Genomic DNA, 23510 nt, shown 5'->3' with positions numbered 1-23510 from the left:
GCGCATCAGGCAACCCCAGCGAACCTGCCGACGCAGGCCGGCTCGGCAAGGAGGAGACGATGACAGTCAAGAACGCCTTGGCCGGTATCGCGGTCAACGATCTGGAAGCAGCTATACGCTGGTATGAAAACCTGCTCGACAGGGAACCCGATGCCCGCCCCATGGACAGTCTGGCCGAATGGCGCTTCGCAAGCGGCGGCTGGATTCAGGTGTTTCAGGATGTCGAACGCGCCGGCCACTCCTCGGTGACATTCGCCGAGAACGACATGGACGCCCGGCTGGCGGATCTCGCCGCCAAAAGCATAGAGATCGGTTCAACCGCCGATGGCGATCTGGTCAGGACCGCCATCATCACCGACCCCGATGGTAACCAGATCGTTTTCGCCCAAGGCAAGGATTTCGAGCACCGATCGACATCGTGAGCGCCAGGCTGGCGACACCAATCATCAGACGGGCCTAGCTCCGGGACCGCGTTGATCGTCATAGGGTAGTCCGACCGTGGCATCCCTTTGTGGGCACTGTTCGTAGCTATGGTCGCGGCCGCCGCAAAACGAACAGCACATGGCTTCGCGATCCTCACCGCCGGGGCGCCATGTCTGCGCGCCAGGCCACCATTTAGGCGTCTCGTAGGGTTTTCTGTTGTCCATGCCCAGCAATGCGCGAGTTCACTTTTGGTTGCGCTGCAAAATGGTGGCGTGCGCACCGTTGCGGAACCACCATCGGGAATGCGAGTTTAGGAGACAGAATTTCTCCGAGGCCACTGCCATGCTCATTCGTCGACTTGTCCCGCTGACCGCCGCGCTCATTTTGGCTGCTACCAGCCTCGCCGATGCTCGCCCTGACACACGCGCCATGAACTGCGAGCAGATCCAGAAAATGGTCCAGAGCCGCCGTGCTGTCGTGCTGACCACCGGCCCCAATACCTATGACCGCTATGTCAGGCAGTTCGGCAATGAATGCGACTGGCCGGAAGTGCCTATGAGCGCCTATGTGCAGGCCCGGGATGGGCGATGCCCGCTCTACAGGTGCGACGAGCCGGTCTTCGACTTTCCGGATTGATCAACGCCACCGGGCCCTATTCACATACGTTGCACGGATCGCGTTGATCCCGCCGCCCGAACCAGCTAGGGGTGTATGGCTGATTGCATTATCCCGCTTCGTCTAATGGTAGGACAGCGCCCTTTGAAGGCGTGAATCGTGGTTCGAGCCCATGAGCGGGAACCAGCATCTCCAGCGAGCGATCCCCGGTTTCCTGAAACCATTTCGCCGAACCTGCGTTGACCAACACCCGTCAGACACAGGAGATACCCATGACCGTCAACTGCCGCATATCCGTCGACAACAGGCCGGATGCCACCGACGCCGTTTTCCAGGCGGTGCCCCGGATCGGCGAAAGCGTATCGCTATCGCTTGAAGGAAATGCCCAGGACTTTCGCGTATCGCGCGTCGTTCACGTGCCGAATGGCTCGCTCGAAGGTGCCGCGATCATTGTCGAAGTGACGACCAATCTCATGTAGGAGCCGGCGACCGCCGCCGCGTCGGCGGCCGGTTGAGTTGTAGCGCTGATTATCCGTGCGAATGAGCCCCTCATTCCCACAAAGAGCCATCACCAGAAAAATTGGCTAGGAGTTCTCGTTGCCGGCGGCGCCGTTAACGGCATCCGCCGGCAGAATTCCGTAGTCCTGCGACTTGATGCCCTGCTCTGCCGTCAGGAACCCATCGGCGGCCAATCCGCGCCGCAGCAATTCCCTGACAGCGGCGGATCGGCTTGGCATGCGCTTGTCATAGCGCCAGTTTTCCAACGCCGACAATTCGTCGGCGGTCAGCATGATCTGCAACCGTTCCGGACGTTCCAGTTCAGCCATGGCGCTTCCTCGCTCAGGACCAACAATGCGTTGAGTTAGTATCTACCTCACTCACCTAACAATTAGGGCAGCTCTCATAATGCGTCAAGAGCCGCCAGTGGGTGACTCGCATATCGCGCACATGATGAGCATCAAACACCTGCTGCGCATTTCCAGCACTATGCTAACTAATTGATTTATTTGTATATTTTTACGATTTTAGTTGCCAAGAGCTAACAATCGCTGCATGGTCGAATGAACAGAAACCGGGCCTCTGATGGTCTTCTGCGGGAGGTTTCAATGCGGTATGATTACTCGGCGCGCCTGCGCGATGACGTTATTTCGGCGGTCCAGACAGCCATCAAGATGGCTGGCATCGTCAACATCTCAACGGTGGCCGAACAGGTCAGGGTCAGGAATCTGGCCGAGAATGTAGCACTGGAAGACATCGAACACCTCGTCATGCAGGCAGCCCAACTCTTTGGCGCGGCGATAGAATTCGATGGTCTGACCGCCATGGGGGGAATGGCCAACGGAAAGACCGAAGACGGCATTGAGCGCTTGATCGTCCCTGTCGAGCTGCTTCGCTCCGGTCCGCTTCAATAGATCAGGCCGCTTCAATAGATCAGGAAAGGCCGCCGCGCAGGCAGCGATCATGGCGATGGAACAAGTCTGACAGTCGGAAATTGGTGCATGACCTGACATGGGAGGATCATGTGAAGGATTTGCGCAGTCTTCTTGCCGAACTGTCTTCCAGCTGGCTCTTGCGCCACAAGACGCGGATGCGAAACAGCCCGCCCAAGACCGTCCCCCGCACGGCTGCCCCGCAAACGGCCCGGCAACGGCCCGCGCACAGGCCCAAGCCTCCGTCCACCCGCGACATCGCATCAACATGTGAGTCGCCGCTAACCGCCGAGCAACAATCACTGTTGGTCAGAGCAATTGGCGCGCTCAATTCTCGAAGCCTGCCGGATCGGTGCGGCGTGACTAACGCCCCGCCACGGCCACCTTCTTGCGAACGGTTGGGCGGCGCCGGCGTTTGACGGCTTTGACGGCCACCGGCGGATCGTTGGACAGCGCGCCGACCACGGCGCCGATCATGCCATGCGCCACGAAGTCCGCATTGATGCTGCTGGCAAGTTCATCGGTTGCCTTCTCGTCGCCAGCTTCCGACCAGAACACGATCCCGACCCTGAGCGTGGCTTTGGCGCGCTTCAGCCGGCGGACCAGAAAACGGGCATGGTTGAGTGAATCCCTGTTGAGGAAGCCGACCACGACGGTGCCGACCTGGCCGAGTTCCAGCCGGCGAATAGCCGCCGGCTCCATGTCGGCGAAGCTCGCCTTTGAGACCGTCGCACCTTGCACTTCCAGCACCTGCGCCAGCATTGCCGCGGCGGCATCATCCAGTTCGCCACGCCCCCCAGCGCAGAGCACGGAAAGGCCAGCGCCTTCAGGCAACTCAGGCTCGTCTACGGCATCCCCAGCCTCGCGGGGTCCGGCGTCGGAGGCGGCATCCGGCTCCTCGTCCTCGTCGGCCTCCTCCCTTGCATCATCCTCCAGATTTGCCACCAGGGCTTGGGCACTGGCCGCCACTTGCCGGCGTTGCTGGTCGCCCATGACGCCACGTACGCGGTCCTGTTCGCCCAGCATGAGGGCGGGAATCGCCACCTTGCCGTAGAAGTCGACAAGGTATTTTTCCTCCAGGATCTCTTCGGCATGGTCAGTGGCCTCGTCCGGGTCACCGGCCAACAGCCGCTGGTAGAGCCTGGCGTGCGGTTCAAGCACAGGTTCGTTGCCGAATAGAACGTCCAGGAACTCGAACTGCGGCACGTGCCGGCCGAGCACCACGAGGCAGACAGTCAGTGGCGTTGACAGGACCAGGCCCAGTGGCCCCCACAGCCACGTCCAGAAGATCGCCGCGACAATGATGGCCAGCGGCGACAGGCCCGTGCGCGAACCGTAAAGCCAGGGCTCGATGACATTGCCGGTGACCAGTTCCATCACCACGAACAGGGCCGCTGTCCACAAAAGCAGCGACCAGCCTGGTGCGACGGCCAGCGCCAGGAACAGCGGCAAAAGCGCGCCTATGACGGGGCCGATGTACGGAACGAAGCGCAGCGCCAGCGCCAGCAACCCCCATAACAGCGCGTTGGGGATGCCAAGAACCCAGAGCCCGATGGCGATCGGAATGGCGTAGACGGTGTTGACCACCAGCTGCATGATGAGATAGCGGCCAACCCGCTTGCCGGCGTCCTGCAGCGCCTGCGTCGTCCGGTGAAGATCGCCATAACCGACAAGGCGGATGAAACGGTCGCGCAGGTCCTCCCGCTCCATAAGCATGAAGATGACCACGATGATGATCAGTCCTGCCGAGGCCAACGGACTGATCAGCGGGCTGACAATGTTTTGCAGGACCTCGAGCGGCTTCTCACGCGAGACGATCTCGACCGGCACCGGATCGCGCTTTGTTTTGTCGGCACCAGGTTGTGAAGGATCCTGCGTGTCGATCTCCTGGCCGACGCGCTCGATCACCCCGCTCAATCTGGCGATGATCCCTCCCTCCACCCCGCTTTGCTTGAGCGAATGGATCTTGGTCAGGATGTTGGTCTGGTAGACCGGGATGTTCTGCGCCAGTTCGCTGACTTGCGAGGCAATGATGAAACTGAACAGGCCAAGGGCCGCGAAGGCGGCCAGTACGCTCAAGATGACAGCCGGAAGGCGCGGCATGCCGGCCCGCTTCAGAGCGGAAACCACCGGAGCAAGCGCGAAGGTCAAAAGCAGCGCGATAGCGATCGGCAGGAAGACCTCTCGGCCGAAATACAGCGCTGCAACGGCTGTGACGATGCTCGCCACGGTGGGCAATGACGTGCGCTGATGCGGCCCGATGGCCGCCACAATGCTTCCCAGTCCAGAATCCGGCGGCTGCATGCCGTTTCGACGATTGGCCGCCACTTGAAATCTCCACCCTGCCAACCGCGATGATCAGCTTATTTTAGCTGGCTTGCAACTTGCTTCCTCCATGCCTTGCCAGCGCGTGCTCGATCAGCACATCGATGATCTGGCTGTAGCTGATGCCACTCACCGCCAGCGCCTTGGCGAACATCGAGATGTCGGTGAAGCCGGGAATGGTGTTGACCTCGTTGACCAGCAGGCTGCCATCGGCGCGCAGGAAGAAATCGACCCGCGCCATGGCCTCGCAGCCGAGCGCCTGGAAGGCCTGCCGCGCCATCTCCCCAGCCTTGCCGGCGATGGCCGCCGGGACATCGGCGGGCGCCTTCACCAACGCTCCGTCGGCATCGAGATACTTGGCCTCGTAGGTGTAGAACCCGTGCCGATCGGCCGGAATGATCTCGCCGGGCAGCGATACCGTCAGTGTGCCGTCGGCCCGTTGCAGCACCGCGCACTCGATCTCGCGGCCTTCGACAAACTCCTCGATCAGCGCCTTGCCGTCATAGCGGAAGGCGGTGTCGACAGCGTTCTGGAAGCCGTCGCGGTCCTCCACCTTGCTGACGCCGAAGGACGACCCCTGGCGCGCCGGCTTGGCGAAGAAAGGCAGGCCAAGCGCGCCAGCAACCTCCTGGAACGAGCCGACATCGCCCCGATGCACGGTGACGGAGCGGGCAACGGCAAGCCCGGCCTCGCGCAGCAGCCGCTTGGCGACATCCTTGTCCATGGCGGCGGCCGAGGCCAGGATGCCGCAGCCGACATAGGCGACATCGGCGACCTCGGCATAACCTTGCACCGAACCGTCTTCACCGAACGGGCCGTGCAGCACTGGGAAGACGACGTCGACGGGTGCCATGTCAGGCTGCTTTCCATCGCTCGAGACGGCGACCAGCCTGCCCTTGCCGCCCGGCAACAACGCCACCTCAATCCCCTCGCCGGACGCAGGAACCACCGCGCCGTCATCGCTCTGCCCCAGCAGCCATTGGCCGTTTCTGGAAATGGCGATCGGCACGACCTCGTAGCGTGTCCGGTCAATCGCCTTCATCACATTGGCCGCGGAAAGACACGACACGTCATGCTCGGCCGAACGCCCGCCAAACAAGATGGCAACCCTAATCCTTGCAGTCATCGAAATCCCTCAGGTCCTGAAAATCAAATGGCGACGGCAATGCCGCGATTGGCGAAAAAGCGGTCGAAATCCGCTGGGGTCAATTCTGCGTTTTCCCGTGTGGCGCTGGTATGGCCGGACGGATTGTGAAAGCGAAAAAAGCCGTCCGAAGCCGAGGTTACGAGAACAAGGTGTCCGCCCTTCCTCGGCGGCTCGCGCTCGGGCCACCGTATCCCGGCGCTGACCGACGCGATAAAGAAGCGCTGCTCCGCCAGGATATCAGGTATGTCCGACGTGGCGACATTGGTCAGCACTTCCGCCTGAAGACCAAAGACCTCTTCGACGAAAGTGACGAGCGGCGCATAGATCAGGCCCTTGATCGACTGCTCCGCCTCGTTGACGACATAGCCGCCATATCGAGTGCATTGCCTTGCCAGTTCCAGCGTCGGGATGATCTCGCCGCGTGCCGCCAGGATCATCTTCAGGCAGGCCATGCCGCAGACGTGACTGGCCCAGACGACATATTCATCCTGCGTTGCCGCGCCTGACCCCTTCCACAGCGGATCGCGCCGAAGGGCGACGGCGGCACCCTCGGCCAGCACGTCCAGGGTCATACCTGGCGTCTCCCACTGGCTGAAAAACGGCACGGATACAGGTGGTGGGCGCATGCGATCCCCTAGGGCAAATCAGTCTGAACTCTCAAGCGAGTTGAGACCGAACCGCCCATGCAGGGCAATCCCCTGATGAACCCACTCTTGCTTCCCGGTCAGCCAAAACCCCGTCAAAACGTGATCTTCACCGAGGCAGCGCTGCGCGTCGCCTGCCCATGATGGACGGCCTCGATATTGTTGCCGTCCGGATCGAGCAGGAAGGCAGCGTAATAGCCGGGATGATAGGGCCGCTCGCCCGGCGCGCCATTGTCCTTGCCGCCGGCTTCAAGCCCGGCCTTGTAGACCGCATCGACCATGGCTCGGTCCTTTGCCTGGAAGGCGAAATGGTGCCGCCCGGTAAGTTTTCCTTGCGCCGCCCGGCTGTCGGCACTGGAGATGAACAATTCGTCGGTCCAGAAAAAATCCGGGCCAACGCCACCGATCGGCACATCCAGAGCCTTGAGCACCGCTTCGTAGAAGCGCCGGCTGGCGGCAAGATCCCGCACCACCAGCTGGATATGGTCGATAAGACGGCCGCGATGCAATTCCTGGATTTCCATACAAGCTCCTCCCTTGAAGCCGCTCAATCTAGGTGCCGGCCTGAGCCCGTCAATGCAGGCATCGATGTCGGCTGACAGTCCCGCTCTGTGCTGGCCCAGTCGAACGCCGGCGCTTCGAATTGTCCAATCAACGGCGATCCGCCGCAAACCCGTTCCGCTTGCAGCTTCTGTTTTGAAATCTTCTCGCTCATTTAATTCTACAAATTCCGTAGGCTTAATAGGAATGTTGTTCTCGCAAGGAGCCTGCGATGTCGAAACTTGTTGTGGTTGGTGTGTCGGGCAACCTGACCCGTCCATCGAAGACCAAGGCGTTCGTCAGCCACATCGCGTCTGGGGTGGCGCAGAACATCGGCGCCGCGTCGGCGGTTTTCGACATCGAGGATCTCGGCCCCTCTTTCGCCCAGGCACGCTGGCTGCGCGACCTGGATCAGACCGCCCGTGGCCTCATCGAACAACTGACGGCCGCCGATGTGCTGGTGGTCGGCTCGCCGACCTTCAAGGGCAGCTACACCGGACTGTTCAAGCATTTCTTCGACCTGCTCGATCCCGCATCGCTGCGCGGCAAGCCGATCATCCTGGCGGCAACCGGCGGCGGTGAGCGCCATTCGCTCATTGTCGAACACCAGTTGCGGCCGCTGTTCGGCTTCTTCGAGGCACAGACCCTGCCGACCGCGATCTATGCCTCCGACAAGGATTTCGTCGATGGCGCGCTGGTGTCGGAATCCATCCAGGCCCGTGTCCGGCAAGCGGTCGCAGAGGCCACCCGGGCGGTGGGCGCACCCCGCCGCGTCGGCCTCGCCGCCTGAGGCAAGCCCTGTAGCGCTCTGAGTTCAAGCAAGAATTTCCTTTCACCCAATCCAGAAGGAGCCAGCGATGACCAAGACAGCAAAGTCCAGGCAGATCAAACTCGGTGCCTTCCTGCCCGGTGGCGGCCAGCATATCGCCGCATGGCGTCACCCCGACGCCGCTGCCGACGGTGCGACCAATTTCGAGTTCCACAAGCAGTTGGCGCTGACCGCCGAACGTGGCCTGTTCGACGCCTATTTCCTTGCCGACAACCTGACGGTCGGCCTCGGCGCCCGCGAGGGCGGCAATGCCAAGATCGCAGGTTTCGAGCCGGTGACCCTGTTTGCGGCGCTGGCGCCGCTGACCACCCATATCGGCTTCATCGCCACGGCGTCCACCACCTATGAAGAACCCTACACGCTGGCGCGCAAATTCGCCTCGCTCGACCTGTTGTCGAATGGCAGGGCCGGCTGGAATGTCGTGACCTCGGCCGGAGACGAGACGGCGCGGAACTTCAACCGCGACATCCAGCCCAACCACGCGGAGCGCTATGCCCGCGCGCACGAGCATGTCGATACGGTCAAGGCGCTGTGGGACAGCTGGGAGGACGACGCCTTCATCCGCGACAAGCAGTCCGGCCGCTTCTACGACAAGGACAAGCTGCACGACATCAATCACAAGGGCGAGCATTTCAGCGTCAAGGGCCCGCTCAATGTGCCGCGTCCCGTTCAGGGCCACCCGGTGGTGGTGCAGGCAGGGCAGTCCGAGGACGGGCGCGGGCTCGCCGCGCATTCGGCCGAGGTGATCTTCACCGCCCACCAGAAGCTCGGGACGGCGCAGGAATTCTACCGCGATATCAAGGCCCGCGTGGCCGAGGCTGGCCGCGATCCCGGCCAGGTGCTGATCATGCCTGGCGTAGCACCATTCGTCGGCGCTACCCGTGAAGAAGCGCAGGCCAAGTACCAGCTACTGAACGACCTGATCTTGCCCGAGGATGGCGTCGCCCTGCTCAATGGGCTCGCCGGGCAAACGCTCGACATCACCGGCTATCCGCTCGACGGCCCGCTGCCGCCGAGCAAGGAGACCGAGGGGATGAAGAGCCGCCAGGCGCTGATCCACCAGATCGCCGACGAGCACAACTTCACCATCCGCCAGCTCTACCAATGGGTGGCGACGGCGCGCGGCCACTACACCATCGTCGGCAGCGCCACTGATGTGGCCGACCAGTTGGAAGAATGGTTCACCAGCGAGGCCGCCGACGGCTTCAACATCCTGCCGCCATGGCTGCCCGGCGCGCTCGACGACTTCGTCGACCTGGTCATCCCCGAACTGCAGCGGCGAGGCCTGTTCCGCACCGCCTACGAAGGCAGGACGCTGCGCGAAAACCTCGGCCTCAGGCGGCCGGAAAATCCGTGGACCGTGGCCCGCGCACGCTCGACCGTGCTGGCCGCCGAATAGTCTCCCAACACGAAAGGCAAGACGATGAGTTTGCAGCACATCGAGCGGCCGATGGTCATCGGCCGGCCTGGCACGAACGGCAGCGGCATCAGCGCCGACGCCTTGCGCCTCGGCTTCCGGGCAATCAGGCATTTCTTGGCGCGCTATGGCGTGCTGGTCGCCTTCCTCCTGCTCTGGCAAGTGTCGAGCAGCGCCGGATGGGTCAATGCGGCGGTCTTGCCGCCGATCGACATGATCGCCGCCGCCCTGTGGAAGGGGCTCGCCGGCGGCACCTTGCTCGGCGACATCGCCATCAGCCTGCAGCGCGCCGGCATCGCCTTTGCCGCCGCCGTGCTGATTGCCATTCCGCTTGGCCTGTTCATGGGCCAGGTCCGCGCGGTCGAAACGGCGCTCGATCCGATCCTGCAGGTGTTCCGGCAGACCTCGGCGCTGGCGCTCTATCCCGTGTTCATCCTGCTTCTGGGGCTCGGCGAAACCTCCAAGATCTTCGTCATCTTCTGGGCGACGCTGTTTCCGCTGCTGCTCAACACCACCAGCGGCGTCAAGGAAGTCGACCCGAAGCTGCTCGAAATGGCGCGCGTCTATGGCGCGACGCGGCTGACCGTGTTCCGCCGCGTCGTGCTGCCGGGCGCCGTGCCTTCGATCTTCGTCGGCTTGAGGCTCAGCGCCACCACCGCCCTGCTGCTGCTGATCGCCTCCGAGATGATCGGCGCCAACAAGGGCATCGGCTTCCAGGTGATGAACGCGCAGTACAATTTCCAGATCCCGCTGATGTTCGCCGCCATCGTCGTGCTCGCCGGCCTCGGACTAATCGCCAACCAGGCGCTGGTGCTGATGCAGCGGCGGTTGTGCCGGTGGAGCCAGCCGATCGGGTGACCTTTTTGCGAGGAGGACCCCCACCTTCGTCAAACGCTACAAATCCCCTCAACAAGGAAAGACCGGACTATGAAAATCACGCGCCGTTCCCTGCTTGCCCGCGCGCCGCTTGCCGCCGGCATCATCGCCGCCGGCCTGCCGCGCTTCGCTTTCGCTGAAGCGGCACCCGTCAAAATCCGTTACCTCGCCAGCCGGGGCGGCATCGCCCCGCATGAACTGGCCGGCGAACTCGGCTACTACAGGGGGCTCGGTGTCGAACTGGAAAATGTCGGCTATGCCGCCGGCGGTCCGGAATCGCTGTTCGCGCTTGCCTCCGGCAGCGTCGATCTCGGCTCGGCCGCCACCGCTGCGGTGATCAACTCGATCTCGGGCGGCAACGACTTCGTCGCCGCCTATCCGAGCAACGGCATCAACAAGGACGTCAAGAGCGTCTTCTACGTGCTCGAGGACAGCCCCATCAAATCGATCGCCGACATTGCCGGCAAGACCATCTCGGTCAACACGCTCGGCGCTCACCTCGACTATACGGTGCGCGAGGCGCTGCACAGCGTCGGCCTGCCGCCGGACGCCGCCAACCTCGTCGTTGTGCCGGGGCCGCAGCTCGAACAGACCTTGCGATCACGCCAGGTCGATATCGCCGGCCTCGGCTACTGGCAGGCGACTTTTGCCGGGGCGCTTGTCGCCAATGGCGGCGTGCGCGGCGTCTTCAACGACACCGATGTGCTGGGTGAACTGGCCGGCGGCTTCGTCGTGTTGCGGCGCGACTTCATCGCCGCCAACCCGGACGCCGCCCGCAACTTCGTCGAACAGGCGGCGCGCGCCTCCGACTGGTCGCGCCAGAACCCGGACGAGGCGCGCAAGGTTCTGGCCACCATCCTCGACAAGCGTGGCGAGAACGGCGATCTCGCCCGCTACTGGACCGGCTTCGGCCTGCGTGAAGGCGCGAAGGCCAGCGACCGCGACATCGACTTCTGGGTCAGCGTGCTTGAGCGCGACGGCCGCCTGGGCAAAGGCAAGCTGAAGGCCGCCGATATCCTGTACCGGCCAGGCGAAACCAAGACCAATTGAGGCTGAGATGACCAGCACCAATCGCGGCGGCGAGGTCTCGATCCGCGACCTCTCCAAATCCTTCAGCCTCGGCGGGCGCTCGCTTGCCGTCTTGAGGACGCTCAACCTGGACATCCGCTCCGGCGAATGTCTGGTCATCGTCGGCGCCAGCGGCTCGGGCAAGACCACGCTGTTGCGGATTCTTGCCGGGCTGGAGGCCGCCGACAGCGGTGCGGTGGCAATCGATGGCCACCCGGTTCACGGCGTCGGCGCCGAGCGCGCGGTGATCTTCCAGGAGCCGCGCCTGCTGCCCTGGCTGACCGTGCTGGGCAATGTCGCCTTTGGGCTGGAGGTGCGCGGCGTGCCCAGGCATGAGGCCGAGGAACGCGCCCGCTTCTACATCGCACTGGTCGGTCTCACCGAGTTCAGCGACGCCTGGCCGCGCCAGCTGTCCGGCGGCATGGCGCAGCGCGTCGGCATCGCCCGGGCGCTCACCGTGCAGCCCGAAATCCTGCTGCTCGACGAGCCGCTCGGCGCACTCGACGCCATGACGAAGATCGGCATGCAAGAGGAGCTGGCGCGCATCTGGAGCGAGGAGAATGTCACCATGGTGATGGTCACCCATGATCTCGAAGAGGCGATCTATCTCGCCGACCGGGTGCTGATCCTGCCCAAGGAGAAAGGCGGAGCGGCGCGGCTGATCGACATCGACCTGCCCCGCCCGCGCGAGCGCAGCGAAACCCGCTTCGTGCGCCATCGCGAAGAGCTGCTGCGCGAGTTTGGCTTGCACTGACACCACGGCTCGTATCGCTGATGTCAGTCATCGGCGAAGGCCGGCAAAGGCCCGCCATCCGCCCGTCACGATCAGTGGACCGGATCAGTTTATGTTTATCATCGAATTGGCCCGGTAGGTATCCATGGTCGCCCCGTTGCGATCCTCATCGAACAAGGACTTGCTGCCAAAGCTGGCGCGCAGGCCGATCACGCATTTGTCCGCGCCGAACGACCCACCCTTTATCCGTTCGAATTGATAGCGTCCAAACAACGACCACGGCGTTGCGTCGAACCGGTACATGGCCTGAACGGCGCCGCCAAATACGTCCAGGTTGAAGCCTTCGTCCAGCCTGTTGAACATGAACTCGCCATCCAGGCGAAGGTTCTTCCGCACGAAGTAACGCGCGACAGCGCGAACACCCCATTGGTCGCCATGAAAATCCCCGAAGGTCAGCCGGCCAAAATAGGCCTGACCGTAAAGGGTCAAATTGCCGGCATAGATCTGGGCTTCCGGGCCGATCGAATAGCTGCTCGGATTAAAGTCATCGCCGAAATCAAAGGAGGTGTAGCTGGCGAAGACGCCGGCCGCGAACCTGTCGGGATCGCGGTAGTAGCCATGGATGGCCCCACCGATGCCACTCTGGCTGCCGAAGCCGTCCCAGTTGCGATCGTAGGTCAGGTCGCCCTGGAGGTTCCAGCGCCCTGCGAACGGAATGTTGACGCGGGCGGCGCCACCGCCGGTCCTCATCGTGTCGTCGTAGTCGGGGTAGCGAAGCCCGCCGAGATTCAGCTCGCCGTAGCCGGAGATATGCGGCGTCACTACGGTCTCCCCGGCCAGTGGCGGCAGGGCATCCCCGGCGAAAGCGGATGTCGCGGCGGCCAGCGACGCGACGACGGCAAGAAAGCGATGCATTGAAAGTCCCCGAAGATGAAGTGCGGACATCACGTCCGGTACGTTCAGAATTTGTAGGCGATGCCGAGCCGGATATCGCGCGTCTTCAGCTCGATCGCGTCGGCATTCAAAGCGGCTCCATCGAAGGTCGAGTGGCGTATGGAGGCATGGCGGCCGAAATCGGCAAAGCGGTATTCGCCGCGTACCACCCAATTGTCGGTGACGGCGTATTCGGCGCCGGCGCCCAGCGTGTAGCCCGTGACGGTGTCCTCGGCGTCGGCATAGGCCGCTCCGCTCGGCAGGTCGACCGTGGTGTGCTTGTAGCGTGCCACCGCCAGGCCGCCGGTGACGAATGGAAGCCACCGGTCCATCGCATAGCCCGCCCTCAGGCGAACGGACCCGATCGCATCCAGTTCGAGCACGCCGCCGAAGGCGGGATCATCGACGCCAAGCGCCTGGTAGCCTGTCGTGTCCTTGAGATTCGCGAAGCTGTAGTCACCCTCGATGCCAAGGACCAGACCGCTGTCGAACTGCTTCATATAGCCGGCGAAAAGCCCACCGAAGCCGCCCGACAGGCTGCCATAGCCCCAGCCGTAACCGTCGAAACTGCCAGGCGCGAAAGTCTGGCCAACCCGAGCGTCGCCCCAGCCATATCCGGCTTGCGCGCCGATATAGCCGCCGGACCAGTTGTAGGTCGCCGAGACCGGCAGGCCGGTGTCGGCGGCGGCCGCAATGCCGGCAGGCGCCAGAAGAAGGACGGTGGCGAGAAGAGTGGTTTTCATGGCTTGGCTGTGACCCCCGAGATGCTGCACCGCTGCGGAAATGCTCCGCGACCGGTCGAGGCTCCGGTGTTGCACCGTTCGCCGTCCCGCGTCTTGGGCTGGACCGCACCTGAATTGTCCTGGCGTGTGCAGTAGCGTTTTCCCGGCCGGTGTGACTGTTCCGCACACCAGACACGGCTGGACAGCCCGATTATCTGGCGCCGCTCGGGGTCGAGCCGAAGCGGCGGCGGAAACAGCGGTTGAAATAGGAAACGTCGGAGAAGCCGCTCAGCAGCGCGATCTCGCTGATACGCATGCGGTCGTTGCGCCTGTCGCACAGCATGCGACGGGCCCTCTGCAAGCGCAGCTCGAGAATGCGCTCGGCAAAGCTCGCCCCGGTTTCCTGCAAGAGGTCGTGGACATAGCGCACGGAGAGCCGCAATTGCTGCGCGACCTGTTGGGCCGAGATGGCGGGATCGGCGAAGTTGTCGCGGATTTTGTCCAGTATGGCCTGCAGCCTTGCCGCGCGCAGGCCGCGCATGCCGGCAAGCTCGGCCGGCTCGCCCTTGGCCCCGGTCTCCAGGCCGATGAGATCGACGATCGTTTCCGTGGCATGGGTGACAAGGTCCGGCGAGACGAGCGCGGGGCCTGTCTCCAGGAAGCTGCAATAGCGCCTGAGCATGCCGAGCGCCTCATTGTCGGCCGCCACGGTCAGCGCCAGCCGGTCCTCGACCCGGGCGAAGGCATTCTCCAGGATCTCGCGCGGGACGACGATGTTGGCCCACACATTGCTGTCGCCGCCGCTCATTTCCAGTGCTTCCGAGGCCGAGACCAGCGCTGCCTCGCCCTTGCCGACGCTGTAATCGCGGCCGGCCTGGGCGCCGCTCAGCCTGGTGTCGCCGTTGTTGATCAAGAGGAGATAGCCATCGCGCCCATCATCGGCGATGTTGCGGGCCTTGCGGCTGGCATGCTGGATCGTTCCAGCCATTTGCCCGAGCACCAGCGGCCCGATGGCGGTTGCCTCGATCGCCGCCGCGAAGGGCCGGTTGCCGGAAATGGCATATTCGACCGACCATATCTCGGCGACGTGGATGTCCTGCCAGAGCGCGAACCGGGCGCGGTCGTCGAGTTGTGACGGCAGGTCGGCCGATGAGAAGACGTTCTTTTTCAAGCAGGGCCTTTTCTGTCCGCGCCAGCAAAATGGAGCCATACCGTAGGGGACCAATTCAGGCCTTGTCCAGCGTTCGAAATACTTGTGCGCGGCGCGACAATTCCATTGCCGTTCAGGGCAAGAATTCAACCGGACTTTGCCCCCTTTAGCGCCGGCAGCCGCCGTACCACCCGGAGATATCAAGGCATGGGAATCAGCATCTAAATCGATGCGCCGTGCAAGGTCCCGCTGGCTCGATTGGTCGGCGGTCGACCGCGCCTTCGCGGCAAGGAACCAAGCACCGCTGTTGACGAGCGGGTTTCATCTCTTTATAGAACTAATCAGTTCCAGAACTAATTGGTTCCAAAGAAATGCCTCAGCTCTCGCTTGATCACACATTCGCGGCCCTTGCCGATCCGACGCGCCGCGCCATTCTTGCCCGGCTGCTCGACGGCGAGGCCTCTGTCGCCGAACTCGCCCAGCCCTTCGCGCTCACCGTGCGCGCCATCTCCAAACATGTCGGCGTGCTTGAACAGGCCGGCCTGGTGACGCGCAGCCGCGATGCGCAAAAGCGGCTCAGCCGCATCGAGATCAGCCCGTTGCGCGACATCGACCAATGGCTGGCCGACTACAGGAAGCTGTGGGAAGAGCGGTTCGACCGCATGGAGGATCTGCTGCGGCGCGGGCAGGATCAGGTGAAATGAGCGCGCGCCCAACCATTGAACCAGCCGAAAGGCGCGGCTTTGCCATCGAGCGGGTCTTCGCCGCCTCGGTCGACAGGGTGTTCCGGCTGTGGACCGATCCGCTGCTGGTGGCGCAATGGTGGGGTATCAAGGACTGCACCATCCCGCATTGCGTGCTCGACGTGCGGGCCGGCGGCCGCTGGCGCATCGATATGCGGACCGCAAGCGGCGCGCTCTATCGCAACCAAGGCAGCTATGTCGACGTCATCGCCAACCAGCTTTTGAGCTATACCGACGAGCCGGATCCGGAATTGCTGGAGTGGGCCGGCAAGCCGCCTGGACAAGGCCTGCACACAATCACCTTCACCGCCGAAGGCGACAGAACCCATGTCCGCTTCGAGGCGACGCTGGCCAGCATCGCCGACCGCGAGCGCCTGCTGGCGTTGGGCATGCAACGCGGCTGGACGCAGACCTTCGACCGGCTGGAACATCTGATCGACAGCGCCGCCGCCGGCCAGCCGCCGACCGCGTAATCGGCCTGCTACAAAGGAGAGCGCCTTGGAACAGGCAGCACGAACATCCGTCAACCGAGGCGTGCCGGCTCAGAGCCGCGCCCTGCCCAAGACCACCGCGACCGGCGGAAAAGCCATATCGCGGGACGGCACGCCAATCGCCTATGAGCGAACCGGAAGCGGCCATCCGCTCATCCTCGTCGATGGCGCCCTTTGCTGGCGGGGCATGGGCCCAAGCCGCCCGCTGGCGAAGGCATTGGGCGGCCACTTCACCGTATACAGCTATGACCGCCGAGGCCGTGGCGAAAGTGGCGACACCAGACCCTACGACACCGAGCGCGAGGTCGAGGACATCGAGGCCGTGCTCATGGCAGCCGGCGGCGAGGCCTTTGTCTGGGGCATGTCGTCGGGCGCCATGCTGGCGCTGATGGCCACCACGCGCCTGCCCGGCATCACGAAGCTGGCGCTTTACGAAGCTCCGCTCATCGTCGACGGCAGCCGCGCGACGACCGAGGCCGACTGGGCCGCCATCAGGGCAGCCGTCGCGGCGGGACAGCTTGGCGAAGCCGTTCGCGCCTTCCTCAAATCCGTCGGCATGCCTGGCCTGTTGATCGCGCTGATGCGGCTGACACCGATCTGGCGCAAGCTCAAGGCGGTGGCTCGCACCTTGCCCTATGACGGCGCGATCGTCGCCGGAGATCAGTTGGGCAAGCCGCTGATATCAGGCCGCTGGGCTTCGGTGACGCCACCGGTTTTGGTGAGCGATGGCGGGAAAAGCCCCGCCTGGATGCGGCACGGCAACCGCGCCCTGGCCGAGGCCTTGCCCAATGCCAGCTATGTGACGCTCGCCGGCCAGAACCACATGCTGAAGGCCAAGGCGCACGCACCTGTGCTGGTCGACTTCTTCAACCGGCAGCCATAGCCGCCACGGTTGCCCCGCGAACCTGACAAAGGAAAAACCATGCAGCTCCGCCACATCCTCATCAAGGTCGACGACCAGGACAAGGCGCTTGCCTTCTACACATCGGTGCTGGGCTTCAAGAAAGGGCATGATCATCTCAACGGCGAGATCCGCTGGCTGACGGTCGTCTCACCCGACGACGATGGCGGCGCCGAACTGGTGCTCGAACCCAACACGTTTCCGCCGGCGCGCGCCGCGCAAAAGGCGCTCCACGACGCCCATTTTCCGGCGGCGCTCGTCACCACCATAGATATCCTTGCAGAACACAAGCGGCTCGAAGCACTGGGCGTCGCGTTTCTCGGCCCGCCACAAGAGATGGGACCCGTGACAGCCGCCTTCTTCGACGACAGTTGCGGCAACATCATCGTGCTGGCGCAGCAGGCTGGTGCGTAAAGGCCTGAAAACGTGATCACAGCCCGGAAGCGCTCTGACGGCTTACGCATCTGGCTCCAGGCCGCAGCGACGCGATGTCCAGAAACTAGTCTTTCAGCAGCGCCGCGAGCCTTGGAATGCCTTCCATCACCGCGCGCCGGTCGGCGAGCGTGAAGGAGAGCCGCAGCGTGTTGCGGCCGCCGCCATCCGCGTAGAATGCGCTGCCGGGCACGAAGGCGACGCGCGCCTCCTTCACCGCCCGCGCCAGAAGCGCCGTGGCATCCGAGCCCTCGGGCAAAGTTACCCAGACGAACATGCCGCCGTCGGGCCGTGTCCATGTCACGCCCTTCGGCATGTTGGCTTCGAGGGCTGCCAGCAGACCGTCGCGGCGCTCGCGATAGGCGCCGATGAGTTTCTCCACCTGGGTGTCGAAGACCGCTTCGGCGACACGGTGCATCACCACCTGGTTGATCGACGGGCTGTGGAGGTCGGAGGCCTGCTTCATCAGCACCAGTTTCTCGATCACATGGCGCGGCGCGCAGACCCAGCCGACGCGCATGCCTGGCGACAGGATTTTCGAGAACGAGCCGCAAAAGATGGTGCGTGCCTTGTCGATGCCGCCGGAGCGGGCGCAGTCGAGCGCCAGGATCGACGGCTCGCCCTCGCCATCATAGCGCAGCGCGCGGTAGGCGGCGTCCTCGATGACAGCGATGTCGAGCTCGCCGGCGAGATCGAGCACCGCTTCGCGCTGCTGGCGGTTCAGCGTGTTGCCGGTCGGGTTGGCGAAGTCAGGCACCAGATAGGCGAATTTAGGCCGCCCGCCCGCCGGAGAAGAAGCCGTCGGCGCCGCTGCCGCCGCGCGATAGGCGTCCGGCGTCATGTTGCCGCCTTCCGGCCTCAGCCGATCGTAGCGTGGCTCATAGGCGTTGAAGGCCTGCAGCGCGCCAAGATAGGTCGGCCAGGTAACGAGTGCGGTGTCGCCCGGCGACAGGAACAGCTTGCCAAGATAGTCCAGCGCCTGCTGCGAGCCTGACGTGATGAGGATATTGCTCTCGTCGCACGGGACACCAAGGCGGCCCATCGTGCCGACAAGCCAGCGCCGCAGCGGCAGATAGCCTTCCGAGACCTGATACTGCAGCGCCGCCCCCGCCTCCGGGCCGCCCAGCACGTCGGCGTAGGCATCGCGGATCGCCTCGGCCGGAAACAGCGCCGGGTCGGGAATGCCGCCGGCGAAGGAAATGATGTCAGGCTGGTCGAGCAGCTTGAGCAGCTCACGGATTTCGGACGCTTTCATGCGCGACGAGCGCGAAGCCAACAGGTTCAAAAGGGTCAAGAACGCCTCCCCGACGTTTTCGATATAGGTCAACCTAACTGACCTATATCAGCTGTCTCCAGCCATTTGAATAGGGCCTGGCCGGTTTTCAGGACTGCGCCAGCCGTCACCGGCCCGCGGCAGACAATGATACAATTGGCTACAAGGTCTTCTTGTAACCAATGTGGCTGGCGGCGAAGCCAAGGCCTTCATAGAAGCGATGCGCGTCGGCTCGCCCCTTGTCGGTGGTGAGTTGCACGACCCCGCAGCCGCGTGAGCGGCATTGCTCGACCGCCCATTCGAACATCTTTTTGCCGATGCCGTCGGAGCGCCTGCCGCTAGCGACGCGGACCGCTTCGATCTGCCCGCGCCAGCCGCCCTTGCGAGAAATTCCGGCGAGGAAGCTGATCTGCAACGTGCCGATCACATCGGCGCCGTCGACCGCCACGGCGAGCAACTGGTTGGCATCGGCATCGATGGCGTTGAAGGCATCGGTATAGCCGCGCGCCAGAGGCATCGAGCTATCCTCGCGCGCCGCGCCCAGCGGGTCGTCGGCAAGCAGCGCCACAATGGCCGGCAGGTCTGATGCCTGCGCGCGGCGGAACTCGATCTCATTCATGCGACGGTGAACACCATGGCTCAGGGCTTCAGTTTCCTCAGTCCGCGCACCAGCCCCTGGCCTGCCTGGAGCAGCCGCGGGTTCGCCCGCACCATGGCTTCGGTCCGGTCACGCAGGGCGGAGATGGCGAACACGCCCTTGCCGAGCGGCGTCAGCGTTTCCTCGATCTTGGCCAGAAGCGAACTCCCGGCGCCGATATTTTCCTTGTAGTGCTGGCTGCCCACAGACAGGTCGAAATAGCCAAAGCCTTGCCGGCAGCCCCACTCCATCAGCTTGCCGATGATCACAAGGCCGGTCGCGGCGTTGGAGACCACGTCCTGATCAATCGCGATCAAGATCGTATGCACGGTGTTCTTCCGCGCCAGCATGTATTGCACGGCGACCCAGGCGTCTCCGACACGCAACCCGAAGAGCCGCACCGATCCATCCGACAGGCCCTGAATGGCCGCGTTCCGATAGAAATCGGCGACCGCTGACTGGGCCAGCAGATCAAAACGCCCGAGTTCGCGGAAACGCTTCAGCCTAAGCTCAACCAGGGTGCCGAAGATAAGCTCCGTCAGGGTCGGTGTGTTGGCCTCGACCAGATCCACGGTGCCGTGCCGCTCGAGCCGGCGGGAATCCTTGTTGAAATTCTTGAGGAAGGACGGTTTGCATATCCGCTTGAGGAGTGTCTCGGGGTCGCCGTCAAGGACGACGCCGGACGTGACCTGTGTCGAATCGCGTGCTGCCGCCAGCAGCGCCAGCGGATTGTCCATGCCCGATATCTGTCGCGGAATTCCTGTAATCTGGATCCGGTCGGCGCGCGGCAGGACGGATCGGATCGCGGCCCAGGCCGCTTCGGCGGCCTGGCTTGTCCAGGGAGTTGCATCCGCAAGCAGCGGCGCTGAGTAATCACAGACGCCGCAGCTCAGCCATTCGATGACGCGATGGCCAAAGCGAGAGCGCCGCATCAGCGGCACCAGCATCCGGAGTTCGCCTGTCGCGGCGTCGATCACTTCCACGACGAGCAGTTCGGCTCCCTTGGGCATCAACCGTTGGGCAATTCCCTCCACCCACGCGTAGCATTGATAGGCGGTGCAGACGCCATTTGCCTGGCATCGAAGCCAGAGCGGCTGGACCGCTTCGAGGCTGGTATGCAGCCGCGCTGTATACGCGCCTCCCCCCGCGACGGCAGCGCGGTCGGTGGCACCCAAGGGCTGCCCGGCGGCTGTCGGTGCTTCGGACATTGGCGCTACTTTCATTGTTTGGCCCGACACATTTTCCTACCTCTTTTTGGTGGCAAGGGAGGTTTGTTCCCGTGGCCACGACAATGACGGCGCGTGATGCAGCTGATCCGGACGCTCGCGCGCCCGCATCTGGCGGCGCGCGAAATACCAGGTGGCTACCAGCACGACCATCTCGGACGTCGCCGCCCCGGCAAGCGACCATGGCGGTGAAGCGATCCCCAGCAGGATTGCGATCAGGATCAGCCCAACGATCGCGGCGGCCGTGGTGATGATCGCGATGAGGCGGAAATCGCCGAGTATTTCGAGGATCACGCGGGGCATGATGTAGAGCATGACCGGCACGTAATTCGCGATGGCGAACAGCCCAATGAAGGTTACGGAAGCATCCTGCAGAGCCTGGGGCCTTATCATCGGCAAGATAAACAGCACGCCGAATCCGTAAACCAGGCTGCAGAGCCCCATGACCACGGCCCAGATCTTGGCCTGCTTCCAAACTTTAGCGACTTCATTATTCGCCATCAGTTTCGCGAGATCGGGTTGCGTCATGTTGACGAAGGCGATGCTGACGATGCGCAGCGGCGCGAACAGCACCAGGACGGCTGCTATGGGTGCGTAAGCAGCAGGTCCGGCAATGCTTGCCACGAGCAGCGCCATGCTCTGCCCCTGGATGGTGGTCGTGGTCGCGCTGAACCCGGACCAGCGAAGCTGGCGCCATAGCCTGGCGTAGCGTCGGCGGGTCGGCGCTCGAAAGCTGACGCGAACCGTGTGCTTGGCGAGGTAAACCAGGACTGCGATACCAAGCACATTGGCCACGGCAAGCGCATCGAACACCGTTTCCAGGACGTTGGGGGCTTTCCAGATTGCCAGCGCCGTCAGCGCCGCGCCACTCAGCGTGAACGCCAAATCGCTGATGCTGACGGTTTTCTGCAGACGGCGAGCGAAGAATGCCGTCCGCATATGGCTGCGCAGGGACCATGCCCCGACGAAGCAGCCGGCGGCTATACCGCCAGGGTCACCCCACAGCCGCATCAGCAGCGCCGTTGCGGCGGCCATGACGAAAGCCACCACCAGTGCGGCTGTTCCAAACGTCACGTCGTGAGCGTCGACGCCGGCTCGGTTCGTACTCTTGCCCATCCATATGATGGCCGGAACGGCGGTGAGAGATCTGATATAGGCCAGCCCCACGCCTCCCATCACCATCGCGATCGCGAAGATTCCGTATTCCTGTGCCGACAGCACGCGCAGCAGCGCGATGTTCAGCGCGAAATGAAAGCCGCTCTGCATGGCTTCGCCGCCGATCATCAACACCAGGCGCCGCAGCAGATGGCCGCTTAAGGTCACGGGCGGGTCTCCGCCTGGCGCACGGCATGCGTCCGGCCAGGCTTGGCCATCACGGCCTTGAGCTTGTCCGTAGCGATCGCCGCGATCGCCGCCGCCGCGACCGGCTCACTGAAAATCTCTTCGTATCGCGACCGGCCGGCGGCAACGAAACCGCGCCAGGCGTCGGGCCGCAGGATGATCTCTTCCAGTTTCTTCGCCAGGGCTTCGGCGTCACCAGGCGGAACGTGCCAGCCGGTCTCGCCGTCGCTGACGACTTCCACAAGCCCGCCAATGGCCGACACCAGCGGCGGCCGGCCATAAGCCATCGCCTCAATGGCGACGCGTCCCAGCGATTCCGGACGTCGCGACGGAACCGTGACGATATCGGCCCAGCGATAATGCTCGGACGGGTCCGGCACGAAGGGTAGCACACTGACCCGCCCGGCCAGTCCCATTGTCCGCACCAGATCGGCCAAGGCGCGCTCACGCTCGGTGCTTTCGAATGCACCGCCCACCAGCCGTACTTCGACCCTGGCCTGCAGTGCCGGCGGCATCGAAGCAACCGCCTGCAGCAGGACTTCCTGGCCCTTGATCCGGTTGATGCGGCCCAAAAGCAGCACCCGCAACGGGCGCTTGCCATCATAGGTCATGGCTTCGGCCGCCGGCGGGCCGGCGACGCCATTGTAAATCACGTATGTATTTGGGCCCCTTGAGCCGCCGGAATTGGGGCCAACGGAACCGCGGTCGCCGAACGCGGCGCGCGTGGCACGGGAGTTGAAAATGAGATCCGCATGGCTCCAACGCATCAGTCCGACGAGCACCCTGCGCATGGCGCCTTCGGGAATCTCGTGGATATGCAGCAGTGCCTTGTGCGGCAGGAAGCGCGCGGCCAAGGCATAGTCGGCGACGATGGAGGTGTTGACGTAGACCAGGTCACACGCCCTGAGGCGCCGCCATGCCCGCCACACCGCGACCGGCAATCGCGCCATCTCGACCGTCGCAAGGCGCAGGATGGCCTGGCGCCGCAGCACCCAGAGCGGCTCGAACACGATGCGGCTGGCACTGCCTTCCAGGATCTGGACGATTGGCCCGCTGCGCGGCAACACCACTTCGATATCGGCGGACGGGAACGTGGCGCGCAGCGCGGCGACGCTCTCCGCGAAGCTGCGGTCGGAACCGTAGAGTTCATAGCCCTGATGAACGCAGGCAATCCGCATCGTCATATCCCGCTAGCGTGGTGGATTTGAAAATCCTCCTGTTTTGCCGGCATCACTATTCAGGAGCTTTCAATCCAGGACCACACAGGATTTCACGCTGTAGTGGCTCATGGCTTGGACATTTGCTCACAGCGCTGCTCCTCGAATGCCGATTTATTCCCTACACCAGTGTACACCCGCGTGCATCAAGCTGTGGGAGCCAAGAGGAAGAAGCTTGCATGTTCGTTGAGAGTATGGCCCGTTTCGAGACAGATACGCCCCGAAAGTTGACCGACAGTGAAACAACCAACGGTTTTAACACTGTTTTTTCACAACCTGAAGCGAAGATCATGCCCACCAGGCCTCAATACGATGAAGCTGGCACGGAAGTTGCGAAGTGGCGTGGATGATGCTGCAAGCACTGATTGGACACTGAACACCTGAAAGCTCGCCGGCC

26 protein-coding genes and 1 tRNA gene are annotated in these 23510 nt (G+C 63.5%); 14 read left to right on the top strand and 13 right to left on the bottom strand.

The genetic code is table 11. The features are described from left to right. The first annotated feature begins 59 nt into the window (after positions 1-59). The 4 genes from GA829_RS16470 (at position 60) to GA829_RS16455 (ending at position 1517) form a co-directional block, all read left to right on the top strand. Complete coding sequence (locus tag GA829_RS16470; protein WP_195173781.1) at positions 60-422, top strand: VOC family protein; 363 nt, start codon at positions 60-62, stop codon at positions 420-422. Positions 423-765: 343 nt separating this feature from the next. After that, positions 766-1059 carry a hypothetical protein gene (locus tag GA829_RS16465; protein ID WP_195173780.1) on the top strand — a complete coding sequence of 98 codons (294 nt, stop codon included), beginning with the start codon at positions 766-768 and terminating at the stop codon, positions 1057-1059. 91 nt (positions 1060-1150) lie between these two features. Beyond that, positions 1151-1224: transfer RNA gene (locus tag GA829_RS16460), tRNA-Gln, on the top strand. 86 nt (positions 1225-1310) lie between these two features. Beyond that, entirely contained in the window at positions 1311-1517 is a 207-nt protein-coding gene (locus GA829_RS16455; RefSeq protein WP_195173779.1) for a hypothetical protein, read from the top strand. Between the two features lie 105 nt (positions 1518-1622). Here the strand turns inward: GA829_RS16455 and GA829_RS16450 are convergent, their stop codons facing one another. Then, positions 1623-1865, bottom strand: a complete 243-nt coding sequence (locus GA829_RS16450; protein ID WP_195173778.1) for a hypothetical protein — start codon at positions 1863-1865, stop codon at positions 1623-1625. Positions 1866-2144: 279 nt separating this feature from the next. Between GA829_RS16450 and GA829_RS16445 the strand changes: the two genes are divergently transcribed. Continuing rightward, entirely contained in the window at positions 2145-2450 is a 306-nt protein-coding gene (locus GA829_RS16445) for a hypothetical protein (protein WP_195173777.1), read from the top strand. Between the two features lie 381 nt (positions 2451-2831). Here the strand turns inward: GA829_RS16445 and GA829_RS16440 are convergent, their stop codons facing one another. From GA829_RS16440 to GA829_RS16425, 4 genes are all read right to left on the bottom strand, one after another. Continuing rightward, the gene (locus GA829_RS16440; protein ID WP_258051620.1) at positions 2832-4796 is read right to left on the bottom strand and encodes an AI-2E family transporter; all 1965 of its coding nucleotides are present in this window, start codon (positions 4794-4796) and stop codon (positions 2832-2834) included. 40 nt (positions 4797-4836) lie between these two features. Next, entirely contained in the window at positions 4837-5919 is a 1083-nt protein-coding gene (locus GA829_RS16435; protein ID WP_195173776.1) for a D-alanine--D-alanine ligase family protein, read from the bottom strand. A 23-nt stretch (positions 5920-5942) separates the two neighbouring features. After that, positions 5943-6566: a C39 family peptidase gene (locus tag GA829_RS16430; RefSeq protein ID WP_195173775.1), complete on the bottom strand. Its 624-nt coding sequence runs from the start codon at positions 6564-6566 to the stop codon at positions 5943-5945. Positions 6567-6679: 113 nt separating this feature from the next. Beyond that, the gene (locus tag GA829_RS16425) at positions 6680-7108 is read right to left on the bottom strand and encodes a VOC family protein (RefSeq protein WP_195173774.1); all 429 of its coding nucleotides are present in this window, start codon (positions 7106-7108) and stop codon (positions 6680-6682) included. Between the two features lie 248 nt (positions 7109-7356). On the opposite strand from GA829_RS16425, the gene msuE reads away from it, so the two are divergent. The 5 genes from msuE to GA829_RS16400 all read left to right on the top strand — a co-directional run bounded on the left by msuE (position 7357) and on the right by GA829_RS16400 (position 12068). After that, on the top strand, positions 7357-7914 hold the full coding sequence (gene msuE / locus GA829_RS16420) for an FMN reductase (RefSeq protein WP_195173773.1): 558 nt from the start codon (positions 7357-7359) through the stop codon (positions 7912-7914). Positions 7915-7981: 67 nt separating this feature from the next. Continuing rightward, positions 7982-9352, top strand: a complete 1371-nt coding sequence (locus GA829_RS16415) for an LLM class flavin-dependent oxidoreductase (protein ID WP_195173772.1) — start codon at positions 7982-7984, stop codon at positions 9350-9352. A 24-nt stretch (positions 9353-9376) separates the two neighbouring features. After that, complete coding sequence (locus GA829_RS16410) at positions 9377-10228, top strand: ABC transporter permease (RefSeq protein WP_195173771.1); 852 nt, start codon at positions 9377-9379, stop codon at positions 10226-10228. Between the two features lie 69 nt (positions 10229-10297). Then, a complete protein-coding gene (locus GA829_RS16405) occupies positions 10298-11296 on the top strand; it encodes an ABC transporter substrate-binding protein (protein WP_195173770.1) in 999 nt (332 codons plus the stop codon). A gap of 7 nt (positions 11297-11303) precedes the next feature. Continuing rightward, positions 11304-12068, top strand: a complete 765-nt coding sequence (locus GA829_RS16400; RefSeq protein WP_195173769.1) for an ABC transporter ATP-binding protein — start codon at positions 11304-11306, stop codon at positions 12066-12068. Between the two features lie 84 nt (positions 12069-12152). Here GA829_RS16400 and GA829_RS16395 read toward each other — a convergent pair whose 3' ends face one another. The 3 genes from GA829_RS16395 to GA829_RS16385 all read right to left on the bottom strand — a co-directional run bounded on the left by GA829_RS16395 (position 12153) and on the right by GA829_RS16385 (position 14873). Beyond that, positions 12153-12962 (bottom strand): hypothetical protein, encoded by an 810-nt coding sequence (locus GA829_RS16395; protein ID WP_195173768.1) that lies wholly within the window; start codon positions 12960-12962, stop codon positions 12153-12155. 44 nt (positions 12963-13006) lie between these two features. Then, positions 13007-13723 (bottom strand): outer membrane protein, encoded by a 717-nt coding sequence (locus tag GA829_RS16390; RefSeq protein WP_195173767.1) that lies wholly within the window; start codon positions 13721-13723, stop codon positions 13007-13009. Positions 13724-13913: 190 nt separating this feature from the next. Further along, positions 13914-14873, bottom strand: coding sequence for an AraC family transcriptional regulator (locus GA829_RS16385; RefSeq protein WP_195173766.1), 960 nt, complete (start codon positions 14871-14873; stop codon positions 13914-13916). 350 nt (positions 14874-15223) lie between these two features. Between GA829_RS16385 and GA829_RS16380 the strand changes: the two genes are divergently transcribed. From GA829_RS16380 to GA829_RS16365, 4 genes are read left to right on the top strand one after another with little or no spacing between them, the layout of a single operon-like run. Then, positions 15224-15556, top strand: a complete 333-nt coding sequence (locus tag GA829_RS16380) for an ArsR/SmtB family transcription factor (protein ID WP_195173765.1) — start codon at positions 15224-15226, stop codon at positions 15554-15556. Then, positions 15553-16068 carry an SRPBCC family protein gene (locus tag GA829_RS16375; RefSeq protein WP_195173764.1) on the top strand — a complete coding sequence of 172 codons (516 nt, stop codon included), beginning with the start codon at positions 15553-15555 and terminating at the stop codon, positions 16066-16068. Before GA829_RS16380 ends, GA829_RS16375 begins: the two co-directional genes overlap by 4 nt. 25 nt (positions 16069-16093) lie before the next feature. Next, entirely contained in the window at positions 16094-16969 is an 876-nt protein-coding gene (locus GA829_RS16370) for an alpha/beta fold hydrolase (protein WP_258051619.1), read from the top strand. 39 nt (positions 16970-17008) lie between these two features. Beyond that, positions 17009-17401 carry a VOC family protein gene (locus GA829_RS16365; protein ID WP_195173763.1) on the top strand — a complete coding sequence of 131 codons (393 nt, stop codon included), beginning with the start codon at positions 17009-17011 and terminating at the stop codon, positions 17399-17401. A gap of 85 nt (positions 17402-17486) precedes the next feature. Here the strand turns inward: GA829_RS16365 and GA829_RS16360 are convergent, their stop codons facing one another. The 5 genes from GA829_RS16360 to GA829_RS16340 all read right to left on the bottom strand — a co-directional run bounded on the left by GA829_RS16360 (position 17487) and on the right by GA829_RS16340 (position 23074). Then, positions 17487-18674 (bottom strand): aminotransferase-like domain-containing protein, encoded by a 1188-nt coding sequence (locus tag GA829_RS16360; RefSeq protein ID WP_195179685.1) that lies wholly within the window; start codon positions 18672-18674, stop codon positions 17487-17489. Positions 18675-18852: 178 nt separating this feature from the next. Further along, positions 18853-19311, bottom strand: a complete 459-nt coding sequence (locus GA829_RS16355; protein ID WP_195173762.1) for a GNAT family N-acetyltransferase — start codon at positions 19309-19311, stop codon at positions 18853-18855. A 20-nt stretch (positions 19312-19331) separates the two neighbouring features. Continuing rightward, on the bottom strand, positions 19332-20537 hold the full coding sequence (locus tag GA829_RS16350) for a GNAT family N-acetyltransferase (RefSeq protein WP_258051618.1): 1206 nt from the start codon (positions 20535-20537) through the stop codon (positions 19332-19334). A gap of 36 nt (positions 20538-20573) precedes the next feature. After that, positions 20574-21878: a polysaccharide biosynthesis protein gene (locus GA829_RS16345; RefSeq protein ID WP_258051617.1), complete on the bottom strand. Its 1305-nt coding sequence runs from the start codon at positions 21876-21878 to the stop codon at positions 20574-20576. After that, complete coding sequence (locus tag GA829_RS16340; RefSeq protein ID WP_195173760.1) at positions 21875-23074, bottom strand: glycosyltransferase family 4 protein; 1200 nt, start codon at positions 23072-23074, stop codon at positions 21875-21877. The genes GA829_RS16345 and GA829_RS16340 overlap by 4 nt, the downstream gene beginning before the upstream one ends. Positions 23075-23510: the final 436 nt, after the last annotated feature.

The organism is Mesorhizobium sp. INR15, from assembly GCF_015500075.1.
Classification (GTDB): domain Bacteria; phylum Pseudomonadota; class Alphaproteobacteria; order Rhizobiales; family Rhizobiaceae; genus Mesorhizobium.
Note: the sequence above shows the minus strand (reverse complement) of the source record. Positions and strands in the feature narration are given on the sequence as shown.

What these genes read in the sequence shown, in the direction of transcription:
- GA829_RS16470 (WP_195173781.1), top strand. Translation starts at nt 60, where the DNA reads ATGACAGTCAAGAACGCCTTGGCCGGTATCGCGGTCAACGATCTGGAA.
- GA829_RS16465 (WP_195173780.1), top strand. Translation starts at nt 766, where the DNA reads ATGCTCATTCGTCGACTTGTCCCGCTGACCGCCGCGCTCATTTTGGCT.
- GA829_RS16455 (WP_195173779.1), top strand. Translation starts at nt 1,311, where the DNA reads ATGACCGTCAACTGCCGCATATCCGTCGACAACAGGCCGGATGCCACC.
- GA829_RS16450 (WP_195173778.1), bottom strand. Translation starts at nt 1,865, where the DNA reads ATGGCTGAACTGGAACGTCCGGAACGGTTGCAGATCATGCTGACCGCC.
- GA829_RS16445 (WP_195173777.1), top strand. Translation starts at nt 2,145, where the DNA reads ATGCGGTATGATTACTCGGCGCGCCTGCGCGATGACGTTATTTCGGCG.
- GA829_RS16435 (WP_195173776.1), bottom strand. Translation starts at nt 5,919, where the DNA reads ATGACTGCAAGGATTAGGGTTGCCATCTTGTTTGGCGGGCGTTCGGCC.
- GA829_RS16430 (WP_195173775.1), bottom strand. Translation starts at nt 6,566, where the DNA reads ATGCGCCCACCACCTGTATCCGTGCCGTTTTTCAGCCAGTGGGAGACG.
- GA829_RS16425 (WP_195173774.1), bottom strand. Translation starts at nt 7,108, where the DNA reads ATGGAAATCCAGGAATTGCATCGCGGCCGTCTTATCGACCATATCCAG.
- msuE (WP_195173773.1), top strand. Translation starts at nt 7,357, where the DNA reads ATGTCGAAACTTGTTGTGGTTGGTGTGTCGGGCAACCTGACCCGTCCA.
- GA829_RS16415 (WP_195173772.1), top strand. Translation starts at nt 7,982, where the DNA reads ATGACCAAGACAGCAAAGTCCAGGCAGATCAAACTCGGTGCCTTCCTG.
- GA829_RS16410 (WP_195173771.1), top strand. Translation starts at nt 9,377, where the DNA reads ATGAGTTTGCAGCACATCGAGCGGCCGATGGTCATCGGCCGGCCTGGC.
- GA829_RS16405 (WP_195173770.1), top strand. Translation starts at nt 10,298, where the DNA reads ATGAAAATCACGCGCCGTTCCCTGCTTGCCCGCGCGCCGCTTGCCGCC.
- GA829_RS16400 (WP_195173769.1), top strand. Translation starts at nt 11,304, where the DNA reads ATGACCAGCACCAATCGCGGCGGCGAGGTCTCGATCCGCGACCTCTCC.
- GA829_RS16395 (WP_195173768.1), bottom strand. Translation starts at nt 12,962, where the DNA reads ATGCATCGCTTTCTTGCCGTCGTCGCGTCGCTGGCCGCCGCGACATCC.
- GA829_RS16390 (WP_195173767.1), bottom strand. Translation starts at nt 13,723, where the DNA reads ATGAAAACCACTCTTCTCGCCACCGTCCTTCTTCTGGCGCCTGCCGGC.
- GA829_RS16380 (WP_195173765.1), top strand. Translation starts at nt 15,224, where the DNA reads ATGCCTCAGCTCTCGCTTGATCACACATTCGCGGCCCTTGCCGATCCG.
- GA829_RS16375 (WP_195173764.1), top strand. Translation starts at nt 15,553, where the DNA reads ATGAGCGCGCGCCCAACCATTGAACCAGCCGAAAGGCGCGGCTTTGCC.
- GA829_RS16365 (WP_195173763.1), top strand. Translation starts at nt 17,009, where the DNA reads ATGCAGCTCCGCCACATCCTCATCAAGGTCGACGACCAGGACAAGGCG.
- GA829_RS16360 (WP_195179685.1), bottom strand. Translation starts at nt 18,674, where the DNA reads ATGAAAGCGTCCGAAATCCGTGAGCTGCTCAAGCTGCTCGACCAGCCT.
- GA829_RS16355 (WP_195173762.1), bottom strand. Translation starts at nt 19,311, where the DNA reads ATGAATGAGATCGAGTTCCGCCGCGCGCAGGCATCAGACCTGCCGGCC.
- GA829_RS16350 (WP_258051618.1), bottom strand. Translation starts at nt 20,537, where the DNA reads ATGTCCGAAGCACCGACAGCCGCCGGGCAGCCCTTGGGTGCCACCGAC.
- GA829_RS16340 (WP_195173760.1), bottom strand. Translation starts at nt 23,074, where the DNA reads ATGCGGATTGCCTGCGTTCATCAGGGCTATGAACTCTACGGTTCCGAC.